Annotated in this window: 11 protein-coding genes; 6 read left to right on the top strand and 5 right to left on the bottom strand. The window is 44.7% G+C overall.

Annotated elements, in window-relative coordinates; translation table 11 throughout:
- The 6 genes from IIC38_05335 to IIC38_05310 form a co-directional block, all read left to right on the top strand.
- The coding region (locus IIC38_05335) for a T9SS type A sorting domain-containing protein (GenBank protein ID MCH8125368.1) at window positions 1-7050 on the top strand (7050 nt) is incomplete at its 5' end.
- Between the two features lie 137 nt (window positions 7051-7187).
- Window positions 7188-8399, top strand: a complete 1212-nt coding sequence (locus IIC38_05330; GenBank protein MCH8125367.1) for a T9SS type A sorting domain-containing protein — start codon at window positions 7188-7190, stop codon at window positions 8397-8399.
- 199 nt (window positions 8400-8598) lie between these two features.
- On the top strand, window positions 8599-11889 hold the full coding sequence (locus tag IIC38_05325; GenBank protein ID MCH8125366.1) for a PD40 domain-containing protein: 3291 nt from the start codon (window positions 8599-8601) through the stop codon (window positions 11887-11889).
- A gap of 330 nt (window positions 11890-12219) precedes the next feature.
- Window positions 12220-12558, top strand: a complete 339-nt coding sequence (locus IIC38_05320; GenBank protein ID MCH8125365.1) for a hypothetical protein — start codon at window positions 12220-12222, stop codon at window positions 12556-12558.
- Window positions 12559-12817: 259 nt separating this feature from the next.
- Window positions 12818-13318: a hypothetical protein gene (locus IIC38_05315; protein ID MCH8125364.1), complete on the top strand. Its 501-nt coding sequence runs from the start codon at window positions 12818-12820 to the stop codon at window positions 13316-13318.
- A gap of 429 nt (window positions 13319-13747) precedes the next feature.
- On the top strand, window positions 13748-14881 hold the full coding sequence (locus IIC38_05310) for an alpha/beta hydrolase (GenBank protein ID MCH8125363.1): 1134 nt from the start codon (window positions 13748-13750) through the stop codon (window positions 14879-14881).
- Window positions 14882-15189: 308 nt separating this feature from the next.
- Here the strand turns inward: IIC38_05310 and IIC38_05305 are convergent, their stop codons facing one another.
- The 5 genes from IIC38_05305 to rapA form a co-directional block, all read right to left on the bottom strand.
- Window positions 15190-15606 (bottom strand): DUF2752 domain-containing protein, encoded by a 417-nt coding sequence (locus IIC38_05305; protein ID MCH8125362.1) that lies wholly within the window; start codon window positions 15604-15606, stop codon window positions 15190-15192.
- Window positions 15607-15680: 74 nt separating this feature from the next.
- Entirely contained in the window at window positions 15681-16151 is a 471-nt protein-coding gene (locus IIC38_05300) for a hypothetical protein (protein ID MCH8125361.1), read from the bottom strand.
- Complete coding sequence (locus tag IIC38_05295; GenBank protein ID MCH8125360.1) at window positions 16127-16603, bottom strand: hypothetical protein; 477 nt, start codon at window positions 16601-16603, stop codon at window positions 16127-16129. The genes IIC38_05300 and IIC38_05295 overlap by 25 nt, the downstream gene beginning before the upstream one ends.
- Window positions 16604-16807: 204 nt before the next feature.
- On the bottom strand, window positions 16808-17908 hold the full coding sequence (gene rho / locus IIC38_05290) for a transcription termination factor Rho (GenBank protein MCH8125359.1): 1101 nt from the start codon (window positions 17906-17908) through the stop codon (window positions 16808-16810).
- 1085 nt (window positions 17909-18993) lie between these two features.
- Window positions 18994-21810 carry an RNA polymerase-associated protein RapA gene (gene rapA / locus IIC38_05285; protein MCH8125358.1) on the bottom strand — a complete coding sequence of 939 codons (2817 nt, stop codon included), beginning with the start codon at window positions 21808-21810 and terminating at the stop codon, window positions 18994-18996.
- Between the last annotated feature and the right edge of the window lie 35 nt (window positions 21811-21845).

Here is a 21845-nt window from a genome sequence, read left to right as displayed (position 1 = left end):
CTGCATTCCCAGCAGCCAAGGATTGGCAGAGAAAATAAACTTCTCCCTAGTGATGGGAAGGACGAAGATTACTTTGGCACATCGGTTGCAATTAGTGGAGCTTATGCCATCATTGGCGCACCCCAAGCCATGGGGGTAGGGGCGGCATATATATACAAGCTTGACGGCAGCGATTGGGTCGAAACACAAAAGCTGGTGCCAAGCAATCCCGTTCCTTTTGGAGATTTTGGTTTTTCGGTAGATATTGAAGGAAGCGTAGCTGTTGTCGGGACTTTATCTGGATCGGCCTCCATCTTCGAATTCGATGGCTTTGAATGGACGGAACGACAAAAGCTGCTATCATCGTCTTTCCCTGATGCTGGTGGTTTTGGCAGATCTGTCTCTTTGAGCGGTCGCCATCTGATGATCGGAGCCCCGCACGCTGACGGATCCCAGGGTAGTGCTTACATCTTTGAATACGATGGCAGCGAGTGGATTGACCCACAAATCCTGCTGCCAGAAAATCCCCCTCTGCTGCCACAAGGTGCACTTCTACTTTTCGGTTTGGAAGTATCAATCGACGGCAATTTGGCCATTGTAGGAACACCTGAAGGGGTGGCGTACGCCTTCTCATTTGACGGAAGCAAGTGGGACCAACAAATATTAAAACCCTCTGATAACCCTACAAAACCCAATAGCAGTTTTGGTAGACCGGTATCTATCAGTGGAAACCGGGCGTTCATTGGGAGACAGGAGGATGACATAAACGGGGAGCTCTCCGGCTCCGTTTACTATTTTGAGTATGACGGCGACGAGTGGCATCAAAAACAAAAACTGCTGGCTGAGGATGGTGGGAATTTCGACTCATTTGGTAGAAGCTTACAAATCAATGAGGATTTTCTGGTTGTCGGGGCTCCCGGGAACCTTGTCAATCGGGGAGCGGCCTACATCTTCGAATTCGATGGGGCGGGCTGGTCTCAGAGGTATAAACTAGTCAAGGGAGACCAGGAAGGAATTGATCCCGACCCCGACCCCGACGACGAAATCCAAGGCAGGTTTGGGAATTCAGTGGCTATTGATAAGAGCATCGCCTTAATTGGCTCTTTTGAGGATGAGGAGAATGGCATTCAGTCAGGTTCAGCTTATTTGTACGAGTTTATTGCACAGCCAGGCCAGCTCACAGCCGGGGATGGCGAGTCGGGCAACCTGGTGAGAATTTCCTGGAACAACCGCTCCAATAACGTAGAAGGATTTAAGATATATCGCGATGGCATAGAGATCGGCAGCACGGTCCTCGCGGCTTCCGTCTTTATTGATTTTGGTGCCATTGCTGGGAAGATCTATGCCTATGAAGTATCGGTTTACAATAATTTCTGGGGGGAATCGCCACGAACCATGGCCAACTTTGGCTGGAGGCGTGCAAATGGTCGGATTAGTGGCAAGGTGCAAACGGATCGGGGCTTAGAAATTGCAGAGGTCGAGGTTTCCGTTGCTCCTACTTCGAGTTCTCTGACCACTGCGCTGGACTTTGACGGCAAGGATGATTATGTACAAATTCCACACATCCCGAAAACCAATGAAACGACCATCTCCGCATGGGTTAAAACTTCTTCAGACAGTGATCAGCAAATCCTGGCATGGGGTCATACCGATAGCAACCACACCATAGAGTTTAAGGTGTCGGATGGGAAGCTAGTGTATGCGGAATGGGATGGCAGCTCTCGGAGCCGGTTGCAGAGTGAATCGACCGTGAACAGCAATGATTGGCGACATGTGGCTGTCGTCGTTTACGGCGATAGCGCCCAATTTTTCATCGACGGGATTGCTAAAGAGCAGGCTTCCGATGTTAGGCGTATTACGACAACCAATACCCTTGCCATCGGGGCATATAAGCAGTTTGGAAAAGTGAAGCAGCCGTTTGATGGCGAGATCGACGAAGTGCGTCTCTGGAATATTGCGCGTACTGGCCCGGCTATCAAAACGGATATGTATCGCTTGCTGCAAGGCAATGAGCCGGGATTAGTGGGGTACTGGACCTTTGATGATTCCACCAGGTCCGGTGAGACCCTGGCCGCGGATTATACCCACGGAGGTGGTCATCATGGCAAGATTATCGGGGCCGTCTGGAGCAGCGACACGCCCGATGTCAAGCATCGTGCCGTCACCGATGTCAACGGAGACTATGATATTCGAAATATGTATTATGATGAAGGGCGGGAATTCAGGGTGACGCCAGACAAGGAAAGGCACGGTTTCGATCCGGAATTTACAGACCTGTACTTAGAAACCGCTGGCGGGCGGACCGTCAGTTTTACCGATACCACCACGTTTTCAGTGAAGGGCCAGATACAATTTGCCGGCACCTTGTGTGGGGTCGAGGGCGTGGAGATCTTTCTAAACGGGGAGGCTACCGAGGTTCTTACCGATGCCGAGGGGAAATTTGCACTCGCCATAGAGGAACCCGATCAAGAGTATACCATCACTCCAACATTTGGCGATTCGGGCTATGCTCACTTGTTTCAGCCGCACGATATCAGCCTAACCATTACAGAAGATGTAGATGGCCTGCAATTCTGGGATACCGAAAGCCGCAAACTGTTCGGCAAAGTGAGAGGCGGATGTATCGCAGGACTGGGAACCGCACAAATCCGAATCACAAGCTCTGCCAACCCGGCTTGTCTTGACACCACGATTGTAACCGATTTCAACGGCAATTTTCGTCCCTTATTCCCGGCGCAAGAATATTCGGTTGAGCTAATCCAAATCGACAATGCGGATTCCAGCGCGATTCTGGAATATTTCTCTCCTGTAACGGTCGATTTAAGCCGGGAGGACCAGCGTCAGAATTTCATCTATCATCCTCCGCCGATCATCCAACTTTCCATATTCCCTGAAGAAACAACCTGCGATAGCATACCCATCATGCGGCAGTTTAAAGACTATTTGCTTTTGATCGAAGTATTGGAGGAATACGAAGGTCAAGTCTGCCTTGTAGCTAACGGAACCGTCTCTATCTTCGACGATATCGGTGGTAACCCGGCACAGCCGGTAACGCTGGAACTGAAGAACGGCCGAGCCGAATATACCCTAACCGCTGGCGAACCGAATATCCTGGGCGGCGGCCCGCATCCGTATCAGAAATTGCTGCAGGTGACCGCGGACGTGGATAGTCAGACGGCCTCCCTGGATCAATGGGTACTGGTCACGGGCCACCGACCGCGGACGCCTACTTTTGCGAGCACCACGCCGGAACTGCCTTTGATGATTTTGCGACATCCGCCAGGGGACCAGAGTTACAGCTTCCAGTCTAAGGGCAGCACGATTATCAATCGTTATTCCTTCGCGTTCGAAGAAACTGCCGGCGGTGGAGTATTTGCCGATGTAAGATTGGGGTCCGTAGGTTCCACTCCTAGCACGCCGGCGGGCCTTCCGGTTGCGAACTTTGGCGGATACGTAATTCTGACCGGCAGTGTATCTGCAGGTGGTGGCTTTGGTGGGTCCCGTGTGTTCACCACAACATTAACTACCACCGAAGAATTCCGAACCTCAAAGGGCGATGTCTTTATCGGCGCCTCGATGAACCAATTGTTCTCCCTGACCGATGTGATCGATTATGACAGATCCTCCTGTCAGGTGGTTCGGGACACCTCCCTGGCATTGGAGGTGGTAGGGTTTGAAACGACCTACATCTACACCGAGGATCATATCAGAAACACCGTCATTCCCCAATTACAACTACTGACCATTCTGCAACCAGACTCGGTTGCGTCTAATTTAAAAATTAATGCTGCTATTGCGGTTTGGCAGCAGGCCCTTGCGATGAATGACAAACTTAAGGACGATGCAAAGTTTGAGCGCAACCTCTCTTTTGGCGGCGACACCCAGACCACCTACACCTCTACAATGGCCAAGGACTCGGCTCACACCTTCGAATTTACTACATTCATTGAGGAGGAGGCAGCTGCTGGCCTTGGGGTTGTGATTACCGGCGTTCCATTGGAGATAGGTGTCAAAACGAAATTTCAAATTACCACAAGAATAACGATTCATGATATCACGAATTCCCAGGAAACTACCCTGGGGTTCAGCTTGGGAGACGACGATATCGGAGACTTTTTCAGCGTCGATATAAAAAAGGACGTCAATGGCTATGGTACGCCGGTGTTCGAACTGGTTGCTGGTACCAGCAGTTGCCCGTGGGAGCCCGGCACGCAGCCACGGGACGGCGTGCAATTAGCCATTGACACGTTTATTCAGCAAGACGTTCCGCCCGATGAGCCGGCGACGTTTATTCTATCTTTAGGCAATACCAGCGAAAGCGGCGAAGCCCGGGCATATGATCTGCGGGTCATTCAGCTCAGCAATCCCGATGGTGCCATTATAAGGGTCGGGGGCGTGCCGATGGGTAATGCACTCTCCTATTTCATTCCGGCCGGAGATTCGGCCTACACTGCAACCTTGACCGTGGAACGGGGACCGCTCGCCTTCGACTATGAGAATCTGCAATTGATGTTAGCCCCACCGTGTGAATACGACGAATGGCTGGCCAGAGGAGAGCTGACCATTGCTGATACCGTCACTTTTTCCGCACATTTTAGCAGTTCCTTGAGTAATTTGAATCTCCTTTACCCAAATAGCGGTTGGAGCGTGGGCAGCAGCGACCAGGAATCCGTGCCCATCATTATCAATGATTATGATCCCTATAATGAATACCTTGAAAACATTAAACTTCAATACCGGCAGCCGTTACAAGCGTGGCTAACGGTTTTTGAAATCCCTTATCGTGAACTGCCTGCGGATTATATTGTCGCAGATTGGGATGTTTCTGACCTGCCCGATGGTAAATATGAATTACGCGCGGTTAGCGACGGCGGTAACGAAGGCGTGACTTACAGCAGTACAATTCATGGCCGCATCGATCGCAGGACGCTATTGGTTCTTGGCACTCCGGAACCCTCCGATGGCGTGCTCAACGTCGGCGAAAATCCATCCATCAGACTCAGCGGCGCCCTGGACTGTGCTTCCATCGATGCCGAACGCCAGGTTTCGTTGAGGTTTGCCGATGATGACGCAAGAATCGATGTCACACTGAACTGCAACGGCGAAACGCTCCATATCAGCCCGAGCTTGCCATTTTCGCAACTGGCAAACCGGACATTAATTGCTAAAGTATCGGACATCCGAGCCGTGAATGGTAAGATACTGCGCAAAGCGGTCAGTTGGTCTTTTCGGGTAGATCCAAGCCAGGTTTACTGGACCAGCGCGATGGTTTCTTCCACAGTCTATAAAAACCGTTCCGAATCGATCACCAGCAAGCTGAATAATACCAGCACGGATACCCTGTCATTTAACATCAGCCGTTTCCCTGCCTGGCTCACTCCCAGCCCGCTTAGCGGTGAGATTGCACCAGAGAGCGAAATAGAAATAACCTTCACAATCGATAGACAGCTAGATACCGGACTCCATCAGGATACGGTATTTGTAGAAACCTCTCACGGCCAGCAGCTATTAGAGGTTTCTATCGACGTTCTGCATGAAGCGCCCGCATGGCAGATCAATCCAAGTGTGTATACCTATAGCATGAATGTCACCGCCCAGCTAATACTAGAGACTAGCCTTTCGGACGACGTTTTTGACCTGTTGAGTGTTTATGTAGACAACGAAATCCGCGGTGTTACCCATGTGGAATATGTTCCCGCCATCGGTAGATTTGTTGCCCTTATAACTGTTTACAGCAACGTGCCCAGTGGCGAACCTCTTACTTTCCGTTTGTGGGATGCTTCAACCGGCAAGGAATATGCATACTTCAGGCCAGACTATTTTTTTAGCAGCAATGCCTCCTATGGTAGCCTCACCAATCCGATTCTTATTGAACCTGATGCATCTTTCCAAACATTTTCTATGAATTCAGGTTGGACCTGGTTTTCCAACAATGTCGAGACAATAGAAACATCTCTTGATGAGGCATTGATGAGTCTATCACCCAGGAACGGCGATCTCATTAAGAGCCAGATCGGCTTCAGTCAGTATCTTGAGGGCACCGGCTGGATAGGTAATCTCGAAAGCATTGAAACTGGCAAAAGCTACCACATTAACTTGAGCAGCCCTGACCAACTTCGCTTAGTTGGGGAACCGGTGGACCTATTCAACACGTCCATCCCGGTCGATAGCGGTTGGAATTGGATTGGCTACATGCATGACGAGTTATTAGATGTCAATGATGCACTGTCCTCGTTGAAACCTGCCACCGGCGATCGCATCAAAAGCCAAACCCAATTTGCCGATTATGATGTCTTTAACAGAGCCTGGCTCGGCGATTTGAAGGTTATGACTCCCGGCCAGGGGTATCTGCTAAAAATTAGCAAGCCGGGCGATTTACTCTATCCTGATTTGAGTAAAGAAGTTGTCGACAACCAGAGCACAATTGCGTTTGCAGGTAAACCTGAATGGTCCTTAGACGTGAAGGCTTATGAATACAATATGACCATGACCGGTCTGCTTGAATTCAATGGACAGACATTGAGCAGCAGCGATGACATCATCGGGGCTTTTGTGGGTGAGACCTGCCGAGGCCTGGCCCAGCCCATATATGTCCCCGAACTGGAAGGACATTTCGTGTTTCTGACGATCTATTCAGACACGGCCGAAGGCGATTCCGTTCGTTTTCAGGTGTACGACTCTAAGGCAGATGACACCCGAAAAGTCGAAAACACCGTGCTGTTTAAGAGCGATGACATTGGGGGGCAATTGCTCGAGCCATACGTTTATACGGCATTGGCCAATGGCGACGAGCTGGTACCCTATGAATTTTATCTGAACCAGAACTACCCCAATCCATTTAATCCGGAGACAACAATTGAATATGGAATTCCAACAGACCAACACGTAGAACTGGTCATCTACAACATTCTGGGCCAGAAAGTAACTGTTCTGGTTGATGAGAAACAGTCGGCAGGGCGGTATAAAGTCTCATTCAATGAAACCAGGTTTGGCCTCGCAAGCGGCGTATACTTCTACCTGGTTAAGGCAGGAAAGTTTGCCAAGGCCCACAAACTGCTGCTGTTGAAATGAAATCGTTTGGTTGTCTGATGCTCTAGCTAAGCGAATATTTGGAAGGATGGCTGCGTTCGCGTTTGAGCATTAAGCATGCTGCTTCCTGCATCCAGGACGAAAAAAATCTGAAATATTTTACGTGAGGATAATTTCCTATGAAATATTTTACCTTGGTAGGATTAATTGTTCTGTTTATTTCAATGTGGGCAATCAATTCCAATGCGCACGCACAAATTAAATGGGAAGCAACATTTGACACAACTGCACTGCCATTGGATTGGCTGGTGATTGATAAAGATGGCAGCGGCACAGGGATAGAATACACCCAGGCAGAAACCACCCCAAGTGGAGTGATGATAAAACCTCAGGCAGGCCAAAGTTTTTGGTCAAGCAATGTTCAAAATGCCAATTTGGCGGGTGTCATCGATGAATGGCTGATCAGCCCGCAAATATCAGTCATCTTCGAGGGAGACAGCTTGTATTTTTGGGCGGGGGCCGTGGGTGGACCCTTTGATGATTCCCTGCTGGTGTTGGTCTCCACAACCGATAATCAACTTTCCAGTTTTTCCGATACCCTTGGTTATTTCAAGGTCGACGGCCCGGTAGGCTCCTGGCATAAGTATGGTTTTGATCTTTCGGCATTTGACAACTTGGACATCTATTTTGCGATTAACTACCATATTCAAGATGGCGGTCCGGGAGGACAGCATTCCGATTTCGTCTGGATTGACCATTTCATTATCACGGGAGATCCAGCAACGATTAATAATCGGCCAACGAAGTTTCCTCTGTTAGCTCCGGAGAACGGGGCGGTGTTGAGTTCAAACTCAATCCGGTTCAAGTGGAACGCTTCCACTGACAGTGATTCAATGGACACGCTGCGGTATGAATTAAAGATTCTGGACAAATTTCCAAACATAGTCCTTTCAGGTATATTGGACACCGTGTTGGTTTTCTACTGGCCCAACGATTTGCTTACAGATGAGACGTATCGTTGGACCGTCAATGTCACCGACGGAAAATCTAATGTCGCGAGCCCGGACACGTTTTTATTTAAGACACCAACTACCGTAGGAGTAAATGATCATTTGGATCAGATTCCCCAACATCTGGTATTGGAGCAAAACTACCCCAACCCGTTTAATGCGGAGACTACAATTAAGTTTGCACTTTCTCAACAATCCAAGGTTACACTAAAGCTCTTCGATATCTTAGGGAGAGAGGTCGCGCCATTAGTTGATGAAGAGCTGCATGCTGGTGAACATAACGTGGTTTTTGATGCGCAGCATCTAACAAGTGGTATCTATTTTTACCACATACGCGCAGGTGAGTTTTCCAGAATACGGAAGCTAGCAATATTGAAGTAGGAAGTACATCTACTGCATGGATGCGTGAAACTGGGTAAACAGCCAACTGTTGTTAGCCTCTATTGTTAAATAATCTTTTTAATCAATTCTTGGTGTGCCCACCTATTCCCCAACAAACCTCTTGAAACAAAAATCCTAAATACCTACTTTCTAACCATTAGCCCGTCAATCACAACCTCGTCAACCGAAAGGACCTATCATGAAAAAGCTAATCTTACTATTTTGCGGTTTGTTCCTAATCTCCACCTCACACGCCCAGATCAGCGCCAAGCTCATGCGCTATATGGATGTATCGGATACCCAGATCACCTTTGTGTATGGCGGCGATATCTGGGTCATGCCGAAAAGCGGCGGGACGGCGATCCAGGTTACCCATTCGCCGGGTGAGGAATCCTGGCCGCGCTTTTCACCGGATGGCAAATCCATCGCCTATAACGCCAGCTACAACGGCAACGTGGATATTTATGTCATGCCAACCCTGGGCGGTGTGCCAACCCGGCTGACCTACCAATCCCACAGCGACCGCATGGTCGACTGGCATCCCGATGGCAAGCGCATTTTATTTGCCTCAAACCGGGAAAGCGGCCAGCAGCGTTTCCGGCAGTTTTATTTGGTCAGTAAGGATGGTGGAAATCCAGAAAAGCTAAAGGTGCCGTACGGAGAATTGGCAAGCTATTCACCCGACGGCAATTTCCTCGCCTACATCACCAAGATTACCGAGAACTATCCCTTCAAACGCTATCGCGGCGGTCTGGCCTCGGATATCATCATTTATGATTTGCGCAACAATAGCGCCGAAAACATTACCAACAATCATGCAAACGACGGCAAGCCCGCCTGGGCCGGCGACAAAGTCTACTTCTTATCGGATCAGGCAAAGAACATGCGTCTCAACATCTGGGTCTATGATACCCAAACAAAAACCACTTCCCAAGTTACTCAATTCAACGATTTCGATATTTCCTTTTTGTCAGCCGGACCGAATGATCTGGTCTTCGAGGCCGGTGGCTTGTTATACCTGATGGATCTGAACAGCCAACAGTATAAGCCGGTGTCGGTGAATGTGGTAAGCGACCTGTCGGCAGAAATGGCTCGATCTAAAGATGTCAGCAAAAGCATCAGAAATATGACAGCCGGTCCCGAGGGCAAGCGCATCGTCTTCGAAGCCCGCGGCGAATTGTTTAATGTGCCGGCGTTGGATGGCTATGTCATCAATATGACCCAATCCAGCGGCGCATTCGATCACGATCCGGCCTGGTCGCCGGATGGTAAGCAGATTGCCTATTGGAGCGACCGTTCCGGCGAATATGAGATTTACCTGCAAGCCAGCGATGGCACTTCAGAACCGAAAAAATTGACCAACCGAAAGATGGGTTTTGGCTATGCCCTGTTTTGGTCGCCTAATAGCAAGAAGCTGGCTTTCATCGATGAGACCAATAATATCTCTGTGGTAGATGCGGAAAGCGGAAAAGTAACGACCGCAGGCAATACCCATTGGAATGTTGGGCATGGCGGACGTTTTCGTTACCCGATTTCCTGGTCGCCGGATTCAAAATGGATAGCATTTAACCAGGGCATGGAAAACGCCAATAATGCCATCTTCCTGTACGATGTTGAGAATGGCACATCTCACCAGGCAACCAGCAGTTTTTATGAAGATTCATACCCGGTTTTCAGCGCCGACGGCAAATACCTATTTTACCTGACCAATCGCAGCCTGTCAGCGAACTACTCCGATATGGACGGTACCTGGATATATCCTAACTCTACCCAGATTGCTTCTCTTAGCCTGACCAAGGATACGCCATCGCTCCTGAAACCGAAAAATGATGAATTCAAAAAAGAGGAAAAGAAAGAAAAGGAAGATGATGACGAGAAGGATGAAAAGGGAGATAAGGAAGAAAAGAAATCAGAAGAAGAGACACCCGAGGTCATCATTGATTTTGATAACCTGGAAGCCCGGCTCGTACTCCTGCCGCCAAAAGCTGGAAATATTGCCGCACTGATGCCCTTCAAGGATAAGTTGGTATACTTAAGGCGTCCCAATACCGGTTCGGAAGAGAGCTCGTCATCCTTGATCTTTTACGACTTCGAGAAAAGAGAAGAAGAGACGATCCTTTCTGACGTAAACAGCGCTAAAGTAACAGCGGATGGCAAATCTCTGATAGTCAGCAGCAAAGAGAAATACGGCATCATCAAGCCGGAGGCGAAACAAAAGATCGAGAAACCCATCCCCACCGACGGCCTGGTGATGGAACTGGTGCCGCGGGAGGAGTGGCAGCAAATATTCACGGATACCTGGCGCCGGCACCGGGATTTTTTCTATGATCCCAATATGCACCAGGTCGATTGGAAAAAATTACGGCAGCGTTACGGCGCCTTGATCGAAGATGCCCGCACACGATGGGATGTGAGGTTTATCCAGTCCAATTTGGCTGCGGAACTCAGCGCCGGCCATACCTACACCCGGGGCGGAGATGTTGAAAGCGTCTCCCAACTGGTTACCGGATTCCTGGGCATCGATTGGGAAATGAATAACGACATGTACCGCATCAAACGCATCGTAACGCCGGCAGTGTGGGATACGGAGGTGCGGTCGCCATTCGATATGCCAGGTGTGGATGTGCAGATCGGCGATTATATCCTGTCGGTAAATGGCGTGGCGCTGGATCTTAAAAAAGATCCTTATGCCGCCTTCGAAGGGCTGTCGGGGAAAACGGTTTACCTGGCCGTCAGCCGGACCGGTATAAAAGAGGAAAGTAAAAACCATGTGATCAAATGCCTGACCCAGAGGGAGGAGATGAACCTGAGATATTTGGAATGGATCGAAAACAACCGCAAAATGGTCGATAAACTTTCGGATGGTCAGCTCGGCTATGTCTATATGTCCAATACCGGCAGCCGCGGCCAGCTGGAGCTGGTGCGAATGTATTATGGACAATTAGATAAAAAAGGATTCATCATCGACGAGCGTTTTAACGGCGGCGGGCAGCTAGCCGATCGTTTCCTGGAATTGATGCAGCGCCCGGTTGTTTACAACTTACACTGGCGCCATGGCAGAGATCACACCTGGCCGATAAAGACCAATACCGGACCCATTGGCATGCTGATCAATGGTTGGGCTGGTTCCGGCGGCGATGGCTTGCCCTGGGCGTTTCAGGAGCTGAAAGCAGGTCCTATCGTCGGCGAGCGGACATTGGGCATCCTGGTCGGGCCAGCCACAGGCCACCGCTTGATCGATGGCGGCAGCATCACCGTTCCCGGCGCCAGGCTCTACGATAATGACGGGCACTGGTTCTGGGAAGGAGAGGGTGTGACCCCGGACTTCAAAGTGTGGGACGATCCCAATATCCTGGTGCAAGGTAAAGATCCCCAGATCGAAAAAGTGGTTGAGGAAGTTTTGAAACTGTTGAAAACCAATCCACCTATGATGACACCGGCTCCACCGCTGGAAGATCGTACGGCTAAGGGCTTGAGTGCGAAGAAGTGAATAAATTTCAACGCAGAGATCGCTGAGAAGTGCAGAGATTATGTAATTAAAAATAAAGCCACGGATTTTCACTGATTGACGCGGATAAAATTCGTTAAAAAAATTAAAAATCATTAATAGCAATTTGATATTTGTAGAAATCTTCTAAATCGAAAAAGTGAAATTTATAAACTCCATTTATTAAATCCGTGTTTTATCCGGGCAAATCCGTGGCTATATTATTGTTTTATTTAAAAGACTGTGCGGATTGTTAATCTGTATGAATTATCTTGTCATAACCAAAACTTTGCCAAAAAAACACTATGTTGCCAGCTTGAGTAAGGATTTATAATGACCGGAGCTATTAAAATACTCCCGGCAACAATTTCCATGCTCTTTATTCTATGCACTCCTGCCTTCGCTCAAAAAATGAAAATTATTGAAATTCTCGATTCAAATTTATTTAAGTTAGAAAATGAGCAGATAATAAAATTGGCGAATGTGGAATCACCATCAATAAATGAGCCAGACTCATTATTCAATTATTTGGCAAGACATATCAAGCTTTACGCTGTAATAAAGCTCCTCAACCAGGATTTTATTATTGAGCCTTCGCCAGAAAGTAATAGAGATGCAAAGATCGTTTCAGTACATTTAATTCAAAAATACCCATTTCAAAAAAAATTGTAACCGAAATTTATCTCAAAAAAGGATTTGGGAAATATGTACAAATTGACACCTTATACAAAAGTAAATATATAAAAGCATCACGAATCGCGATTAAGAATAAAAAAGGAATTTGGGATCCGGCAGGTTTTCGAAAAAGAAATAAAAAAAATTTCATAGGTATCGCCGCTATAGGAGTTGGCTATTTTGATAAGGATGACAATGAAACGGTTTCTGACTATAAAGAAGCGCGCTTCTTGTGCTTAAATCTGAAAATTATTTGATGTCTGGTATCTATCTTAAGAGTGGGCTATTAAGCCATAGAGAAGAAGGGTTAAAGTTTTGCGAAGGAGCAATCGCTAATCAATATAAATCAGTAGCAGATATATTTTATTTTTCATTAGGGGGTGATAGGAATTGGAAATATTTTGGATTTAGAATTGGAATCAGTTATGTAAAAAGAGAAAAAGGATATTGTGATGAAGCCCCGTTATCTTTTGTTATCCCAATGGTGGTCATACGATTTGGAGTCATCGGGAAGTTATTTGCATCAATTTCTGCATTGGACGATATCGTCTTTTTACCCATAGCAGTCGGGTTGAATTACCATTTTTCTAATCACAAAACTAGAATTTGGGCCGGTGGTGCAGGTTATAACAAAAACTGGAAATATGGTATTAAAGCTTCTTATAAAATGCGAAAAACCTTATTCATTACTGAAACCATTTATAGACCATCAAAACAAAGCTTTGGACTTAGAATAGGAATTGGAAGAGTTTTTTAATGGCAAATGCCTGGTACAAAGTGGTTAACAATAAAATGGCATGATTCATAATATGATTACATTTGGCTCAACACCTCCGATTTCCTGCATATATATCCAAGTAACTTATTTTACTATACATCTTAGGGACTTGAATATGTGAAAGCATATTGCGAAGAATGATAGTATCAATGTCTTTCGACTCTTTAAGGAGGCTGGTTTTTGGTCACACTGGCTTGTAAAGGCAGGAGAATCGGTTGAACTCACTAATGTAGATCCTTCTTCCGCAAGGGCATGTGGTAGGTTCCTTTGGGCAAAATTAAACGGTAAAGGAATAAATGTATATTTTTTTTGAAATCCCATAAAATTTTTGCTCTACTCAAATTTCCTTTACATATTATATCAAATTCAAATTTCTTTCATAAAGAAAAAGAAAGGAGGGAAAAAATAATGGTAATCACTTCTCTATTTTTTGCAACAAACAGGAAACATAGGGGGAATAACCAATGGTCACCTTCCGGTTACGGTAAAAACTTTAGTAAAGATGGAATGCAGAATTTACGGTTCGGTGAACTTAAATTGCAAGTAAACGAACGGGTAGTACAAAATTTTCTGACAATAGAAGCTGACGGAAGGCAAGGTGACGGTGAACAGTTAGCCAAGTATTTGACAGGGTTAGTAAAGAAAGCCAAAATCACAGCGTATAAAGAAGAAACCGCTGATGCAGATGAGGAAATTCCTTCTGAAAATAATCCTTCTACAAAACTTTTTAAAACTTTGAAAAAGCTTATGGAAAATGCTGCTGATGTAGTGGTGTATATTCACGGATATAATGTGTCATGGGAAGAAGCAGTTGGTGCGGCCATGGCATTACAATACATGTTTAATAAAAACCGAGATAGTCACCAAAAAGATGTAGTTGTTGTTCTCTTTAGTTGGCCGTCCGATGGAAGCTTATTGCCCTTTGCCGCTTATAAATCAGATCGATCTGATGCGGAAGGATCAGGGCATGCGGTAGGTAGAGCAATATTAAAACTTCGTGATTTTTTAGTGAAACTTCGACAAAATTCGCTTAAACAAGATGAGAAATTATGTAATCAAGAAATCCATTTACTTTGTCACTCTATGGGCAATTATGTACTGCAGAATGCACTTGGTAAAATGATTGAACATGCAGAAGGGCCATCCTTGCCGAGAATATTTGACCATTTATTCTTATGTTCTGCGGATGTTAATGATGATGTGTTGGAAACGGACCAACCCATGAGTAGATTGCATGAGCTTGGCAGAAACATAACAATTTACTTCAACAAGGGTGACATAGCATTAAGAATTTCAGATTCTACCAAGGGCAACCCTGAACGGTTAGGTCATTCCGGAAATGCACACCCTTACTTAGTGCATAACAAAGTTCATCAGGCTGACTGTAGTCAGATTGTGGGTGGCCTGGTAGAGCATAGTTATTATTTATGGGCAACAGTAAATGAAGATATTCGGTTAAGTATTGAAGGAATAGAATTCGACGACAACAATTTGCGTAGGCGTCAACGAAGAGGACATTCCAATGAATGGGTTCTGAAGTAGTTTTCTTTTATAGCTAATGTGAGTTTCGACATATTTGAATTCACGGTTCGAGTTCAGTTCCTATGGCTTAAATTCAGCAGCCTGAGCGGAGTCGAAGGCTAATAATGGTGCACTTTTCTCTAAGATAATTATGTCAACTCACGTTTAGTTAGCATCCCACTCAACTCCTAAAACGAATCTTTAACAAAAGCTAATTCGAATTTATTATTGAAATATAAGATATCCACTTATCTTTCTCATATACCTGCGCGTTTTGCCAACTCAGGTAATTTTTTCCTTTTAAATTTGAAATGCATTAATATGACTTCCTAAAATTCACTAAAAAATCGAATTACACTAAAACCCATCCATAAACATAAAAAAAGTGCGATGCTAATTTTGGTCATAAAAGGCTTTATTTTTATTCGAATCTCTCTTCTTGTTACAACTTCAAAAAGATATTTCAGAAACAAAATCACCAACCCCAAATAAAGTATGGGGCCCATTAAATGAAATCCAAAGGATTCCAATAGATTCAAATGAGACATGGCATAAAAGGAACGGCTTAATCCGCAACTGGGGCAGCTATAGCCTGTGTTCTCGCGGAAGATACAAGTTACCAGGCTAAATTTTTCCGGATTCAAAAACAGGGATGCTAGCAATATAAAAAGCAAAGCAGATGCAACAAGTGACTTAGCTAATATTCTATTTGCAGGAAATTGCGTTTCAGAATATATCTTGATCATGATTTATTCTTTGGTGATCCTGTCCATCCAATCCAAAAATAGGTTGCCTTGTCTCTTCTTTTTTACTCAGCCGCTCAACTAGCCTTAGAATCATCAGCTTGTGGGAATATAACAAATTCAGGGCCGAACTGCTCCAGGAACTCCACACTGAATGACCTGAAGGTATACAAAATGGGCAATAAAATAACAGAACTGACATATGGGATAATCAACAGCAAAAAGCCAAGGCAGCAGGTAACTATACCGGCAATAATAACACAGGCTACAACACCCATGTACAATACAAAAATGAACAATCCGTAAAGAATGAATGACAGCCAGTGATGTGTTAAAATTGAAAGAAACTGATTCCATGCCTGGGTTGTAGTTGTATTGTTCTTATACATGATTGGGACAACAAAGTCATTCAGGAATAACGAGATATATGCAGTAACCACAAACAACGCCAGCGCCAGCAATGCCATTCCTATTATGCGCAAAAGATGTTCGTCTACAAAGAAACCATCGTAATAAATATCAACTACAATATGGTAGCATTGAACCATGACCAGGCTGAAGACAACCACGCATATGAGGCCATATAAGATACGCCATACAAACAGGGGTTCCCTTCCATTCTGTATTGATGCCACGGTTTTGCAACTACAGCGCTGTTATGTACCACATTTTCCAGAAACATAAACTTACCCCTGGAACTCAGCCAGGTTAAGAGGATAATAATTGCCAACACAGCAACAAGACTGAAAATGATTAGTGTGAACCAGCCGGGATTGTCTGTCAACCATTCCCTGACAACATCCGGAAAGCTGACGAAATCGTCCATGTTTGTGTGCCACTTTCCTTCATTATCAGAACCGCCAGGAGGCCAATCCATCAATTGTGCCAGAAAAGCAGTAAATCCCACCACAAACCATTTACCAATATCGAATGGCTTAAAAAGGGCAGTGGTCATTCGGTTCCAAGCCCGAGTTAACGGATCAAAATAACCTACGTTCATAATCCCTCCCGAGATTTAAGAAAGACGGTTTTAGGTCTTGATACCAAGCTATAAGAATAAAATTCAAAGCAAAGGCACAAAGGCACAAAGGCACTTACAGTAGCAATATTGTTAAAGTCAAAAAAAATCATCCCCTTAATGTTTTAAAGATAATTTAGAGACCTGTGAGGTGCCTATTCAAGAATAGGACTTATTCCAACGTATTTATATTTCAGGTGATATTTTTAAAAATAACCTATCATTGGTAGGAGCCATTTTCATAAGCTTAAGCATGCCGAGCATTGCTTCCTTTGGCTCAGTTTGCGCAAGTTGGCGCCGCAGCATGTTCAGCCATTTCATTTCATGCGCATCGTAAAGCAGCTCTTCTTTGCGAGTGCTGCTGGCCATCAGGTTAATAGCTGGAAAAATTCTAAATTCTGAGAGTGAGCGATCCAGGACAATCTCACTATTGCCAGTACCTTTAAACTCTTCGAAGATAAAATCATCCATGCGAGAACCGGTTTGGATCATCGCAGTTGCGATTACTGTTACTGAACCGCCATTTTCAATATTGCGTGCCACCCCAAAAAATTTCCTGGGAATCACAAGGGCATTAGCATCCAATCCGCCGGTTAATGTACGCTTTGTGCCTGGGGTGTGCAGGTTAAAGGCACGGCTCATCCGGGTAAGGCTGTCGATCAGGACCACAATATCACGGCCACATTCTAATTCGCAACGAATGTGAGACAGTGTCAGCTCTGCGAGATTAACATGTGCTTCAACATCTTGATCGTTAGAACTAGCCAGCACCTGAGCTGGAACATTGCGGCGAAAATGGGTAACTTCCTCCGGTCGTTCATCGATAAGCAAAACAATAATTCGGGTATCCGGTTCGCCGGAGTAAATTGCATTGGCTATTTCTTCCAGAAGCTGGGTTTTACCGGTTTTGGGAGGCGCTACGATCATGCCGCGAGTTCCCTTGCCGATGGGAGCGATTAATTCTATAATACGCATCGAGGTGTTGCCACCATCTCCGAGCCGAATTCGCTCTGTTGGGCTGATAGCGATCAGCTCTTTAAACTGTGGCCGGGCCTTGAACTGCTTTGGCGTTAAACCGCAAATTGTATCAACGGTTTCCAGGTGCCAACCCTTCTCATTACTGCTTGCGGTTCCGCTAACTTCTGCACCATCTACTAGCCCATATTCTTTGATCAGCTGAGCTGACACCTTAGCATCATTAGGATCGGGATCAAATGACCGTTTGGGATCACGTAAAAAGCCAATACCCCGTTGATATTTCATAACACCCTTAGTTGGTTCTGACATTTTGAATTCTTTCTGGTTGAGTTTATTCTACGCCCCAAAACCGGGGCAAAACACTTACAAATAACCGTATGCTTTTTAATTTAGATTAATGTTATAATAGATGCCTATTCTTTTTGGCCCATTCATCAGAAAAGTTTAATTTTGCTTGCATTTTACCAAAACCCGTGAATAGTTGATCCATTAAACAAACCGAAGAACATTGAAGAGTACCTATTAAATTAAAATCAAAAAAACGAAAAAGGTAAATAAAGCATCATCACAAATAGGCATACTTTTTTAACAGATAATGTGTTTGATTTTGAAAAAATTTCGGAAAGTAATTTTAGTTGACTAATGTATGGGATTTTATCACTATTAAATCTTTACATTAATTTTTGTGACAATTTCTATCCTATTAGGGTTGTATATTTGTAGCAATTTCATTTTTCTATATTGCTAAAGTCCTGTAAGGAAGAGATATTTCCTATTTCGTCCTTTCGGGAATTTCCTGTCTTTGTGCAAAATCGCTTTTATAAACTTATTTTTTCTTCTCAAAAAATTTTTAATCCAATTAAGCTGATCAAAAGCCAACAGAACTCAATCGGGAGATTGAATTTAAATAAGAGGGAAATATGGATAAGAATGGCACCCAATCCATTCAGAATAGAATAGAAAATTGTTCGCTGCTTATTTTTTTTGTTTGCAACAAATAATATATCGATATAATTAGGGCATCGCCAATAAATCCTACAATGTCAAAGAAATTGATAATTTTATTTTCCTATAGTTCTGGACACCTTTCTTTATTTAGCCTGCATTATTCATAAATTCTGCCTCCAAGACTCTAAGACACTAAGATTATATAACTTAGAAGAACTACGATTAAAAGCTGAGCTTCTTTCGATTTATTTTATAAAACTTATTTTCTTCTTTTTTTTCAATACTTTGTGCCTTCGAGCTTTTGTGGCTATGAATTGTTCAGGTTAGTAATCGTGTCCAATTTGTCTCAATATTTTGAAAGGTTAAGAAAGCAATATTCGAATGAACTACAAATAAATGATAAATGCATCAAAATGATTTTAAACGCCGTGACATGAATGTCGTACCTACAGTTTTCCCCTGGTGATGAATCGCAATGCGTCTAACCTGAGCCTGGCCGAAAGTATGGCTTCCCGAAGCGCATCTATTTCTTTTTCACAAATGGAAATCTCTTCTTGCTTGATGTTCTTATTCACCTTTCTTAGTTCCACCAGACGGGCCACTTCTTTCGCGAGTGAAGCGTCCATCAAGTGCAAACCGTCCTTGATAATTCCAGGGACATTTTTTTCCGCCAGCTTTTTACACTGGTTGAGCATTTTTGGAATGAGCTCCTGCCTGACTTCCGGGTTATCCAGTACCCTCATCTCCTTGCTTTTCTGTAGATGTTTTGCTAATACCTCTACCGGATGGGTTTCACGGCAATCCTGAAGTAAATGGTTTACCACTACACGAACCGGGGTAGGTGGTAAAAAGCGATCGACATACAAACTTTTCGGGGCCACACATTCCAGGACAAAAATGGCCTCCAGCAATATTTCCTGGGTTTCCTCATCCGGCCAAACGGCAACCGTACAATTGCCCTTTTCCGAACCTAGTATTAAATCCATGACACCAATAACCATGGGATGGTCCCAGGTTAGGAATTCGATATACTCATGGCTAAGCGCTGTGGTGCGATCAAAGGTTACGGTTAAATCATCATGCTTCAATACCGGTAGGGGAAACTCCGGGTTGGATAACAGGGAAAGTTTTAATTTGTAAGTTCGATCAAAAATTGCATCATGGCGAATTCCATAGAGGGAAAAAACATCCAGCATAAATTTTTCCAGGGCCCTTTTCCGATCGACTGTTTTTATTTCCCGGATCAGATTTTCTGCTATTTTGGGTCGGAAAGAGTTCAGTTCCAAAAGACGGTCTCTTCCCTTTTTCAATTTTTGTGCAATTCCGGATTTTTGTTTTCTTGTTTCTTGTAAAAATTTTTCAAATCGAGAGGATTGCTTATTGACTATTAATTCTTTTAATTCACCACTCACATTTTGAAATATTTGGTACACCCCCGGAACATTTTCTTCGAATGCATTTAATCCTTCATGGTACCAACGCGCCAGGATTTCATACTCACGGCCAGTAAAATATGGAACATAAATAAAAATAGTCTCTTTCTGGCCGATGCGGTCAAGACGGCCAATACGCTGCTCCAAAAGCTCGGGATCTAATGGCAAGTCAAATAAAACAAGGTGATGGGAAAATTGAAAATTTCGTCCCTCGCTGCCAATCTCAGAGCAAACCAGGATTTGTGCGCCATTCTTTTCAGCGAACCAGCTTGCATTACGATCCCTTCGAATGAGGGTCAACTCTTCATGGAATATTGCAATGTTGACATTGACTTGACTTCGCAAAGCCTCTTCAATCGCTTTTACTTTCTCTATCGAGTGACAGATCAGCAATACTTTTTTGTATTTTTGCTTTTTTAAAAATTGAACAAGCCAGTTGATCCTGGGATCATTACTATAATTGTACTTAATTTTTTTTTGATTAAAATCCTGGTCAGCTTCAAATTCGTTCCTTTGATATTCCGGAGATTCGTCATTGGCTTGTAAAGGAATTAATAAAGCTTCACGTTTCGGGAAACCGGTCATGGTCGCTCGTGTGTTGCGATATACTGCACGTCCGGTGCCATGACGATCCAGCAGATCTTCAATTACCTGGTTTCGGAAATCCGCTTTTTTCTGCAAATCAACGGCAAAGGATTCACCAGCTTTAGCGAAATACTGAGGAGAAAGTATTGTCAGCTTTTGATATTCAGATTTATTCAGTTTGCCGGATTCCACAAGTTTATTCGCGATGATGGTAACTTCCTGGTATAAATTTTCTTCCCGCTCAAAAAGATTAAAATCAGGATACCTGGCCGGATCAAGCAAATGAAGGCGGGCAAAATGACTGCGATGACCCAATTGCTCCGGGGTTGCGGTGAGTAGCATCAAACCCTTGGAGACGGCGCTTAACTTTTTGGCCAAATCATACTCCGGGCTTTTTTCCGTAAGATGATGGGCTTCGTCTATGACCAGCATATCCCATCCGGCGGCAATGGCCTGTTTTGTCCGTTTAGGGTGTGTTGTTAAAAAATCGATATTGCAAAGTCCCAATTGATCATCGAGAAAAGGGTTCGTAGCCGGATTTGATGATTCGAATGATTCACAGTATTCTTCATCAAAAATTCGAAAAATAAGATTAAAACGCCGCAAAAGTTCTACAAACCATTGATGAACAAGAGAATGGGGCACCAGGATCAAAACCCGGTTGATCCTGCCATTAATCAGCAAGCGGTGCAGTACCAGACACACTTCGATGGTTTTTCCCAGACCGGTTTCATCAGACAGTAGAACCCGGGGAATGGGCAGGGAGGCAACCTCATGCACAACATACAATTGATGCGGAATCAAGTCGATGCGACCGCCAATGAAACCGCGAATGGCCGATTTACGGGTCTGATATTGATTGATTAACGAGCGGTAGCGCAGATTGAAATCACGGTTTTTATCGATAAAACCGTTCATCAGGCGATCGAGCGGTGTTGTGAAACTTAGAAAATCATTGAGTTCACTTTCCGGCAATTCAACATTCTCACCCTGGTAAATGATGATGCCGTCTTCGTCTGAGGTTGATTTGATCGTAAAACTTTTCCCATCCCTGGATTTGACCGTATCGCCGGCTCTGAACTCTACTCGTTTTAGCGGGGCGGAAGCAATTGCATATTTATACTCACATTCGCTGGCAGGAAAATGAATTTCGACAAATCGATTATCGATCTGTTTAACAATACCGAGTCCCAGCTCCGGCTCCATCTCACTGATCCAGCGCTGGCCAATTTTGAAATTGTTCACAAATAAGGATCTTATATTATGATTCAACCACGCAA

It is taken from the genome of candidate division KSB1 bacterium (assembly GCA_022566355.1).
In the GTDB taxonomy this organism is placed as follows: domain Bacteria; phylum Zhuqueibacterota; class JdFR-76; order JdFR-76; family DREG01; genus JADFJB01.
The sequence above is the reverse complement of the archived record's forward strand: the minus strand, read 5'-3'. Positions and strand labels throughout refer to the sequence as shown.

Bases quoted from the DNA above. Each gene is read 5' to 3' on its own strand.
- IIC38_05330 (MCH8125367.1), top strand. From the start codon at position 7,188: ATGAAATATTTTACCTTGGTAGGATTAATTGTTCTGTTTATTTCAATG.
- rho (MCH8125359.1), bottom strand. From the start codon at position 17,908: ATGTCAGAACCAACTAAGGGTGTTATGAAATATCAACGGGGTATTGGC.
- IIC38_05305 (MCH8125362.1), bottom strand. From the start codon at position 15,606: ATGATCAAGATATATTCTGAAACGCAATTTCCTGCAAATAGAATATTA.
- IIC38_05325 (MCH8125366.1), top strand. From the start codon at position 8,599: ATGAAAAAGCTAATCTTACTATTTTGCGGTTTGTTCCTAATCTCCACC.
- IIC38_05310 (MCH8125363.1), top strand. From the start codon at position 13,748: ATGGTAATCACTTCTCTATTTTTTGCAACAAACAGGAAACATAGGGGG.
- IIC38_05300 (MCH8125361.1), bottom strand. From the start codon at position 16,151: ATGGTTCAATGCTACCATATTGTAGTTGATATTTATTACGATGGTTTC.
- IIC38_05320 (MCH8125365.1), top strand. From the start codon at position 12,220: ATGACCGGAGCTATTAAAATACTCCCGGCAACAATTTCCATGCTCTTT.
- IIC38_05295 (MCH8125360.1), bottom strand. From the start codon at position 16,603: ATGAACGTAGGTTATTTTGATCCGTTAACTCGGGCTTGGAACCGAATG.
- IIC38_05315 (MCH8125364.1), top strand. From the start codon at position 12,818: ATGTCTGGTATCTATCTTAAGAGTGGGCTATTAAGCCATAGAGAAGAA.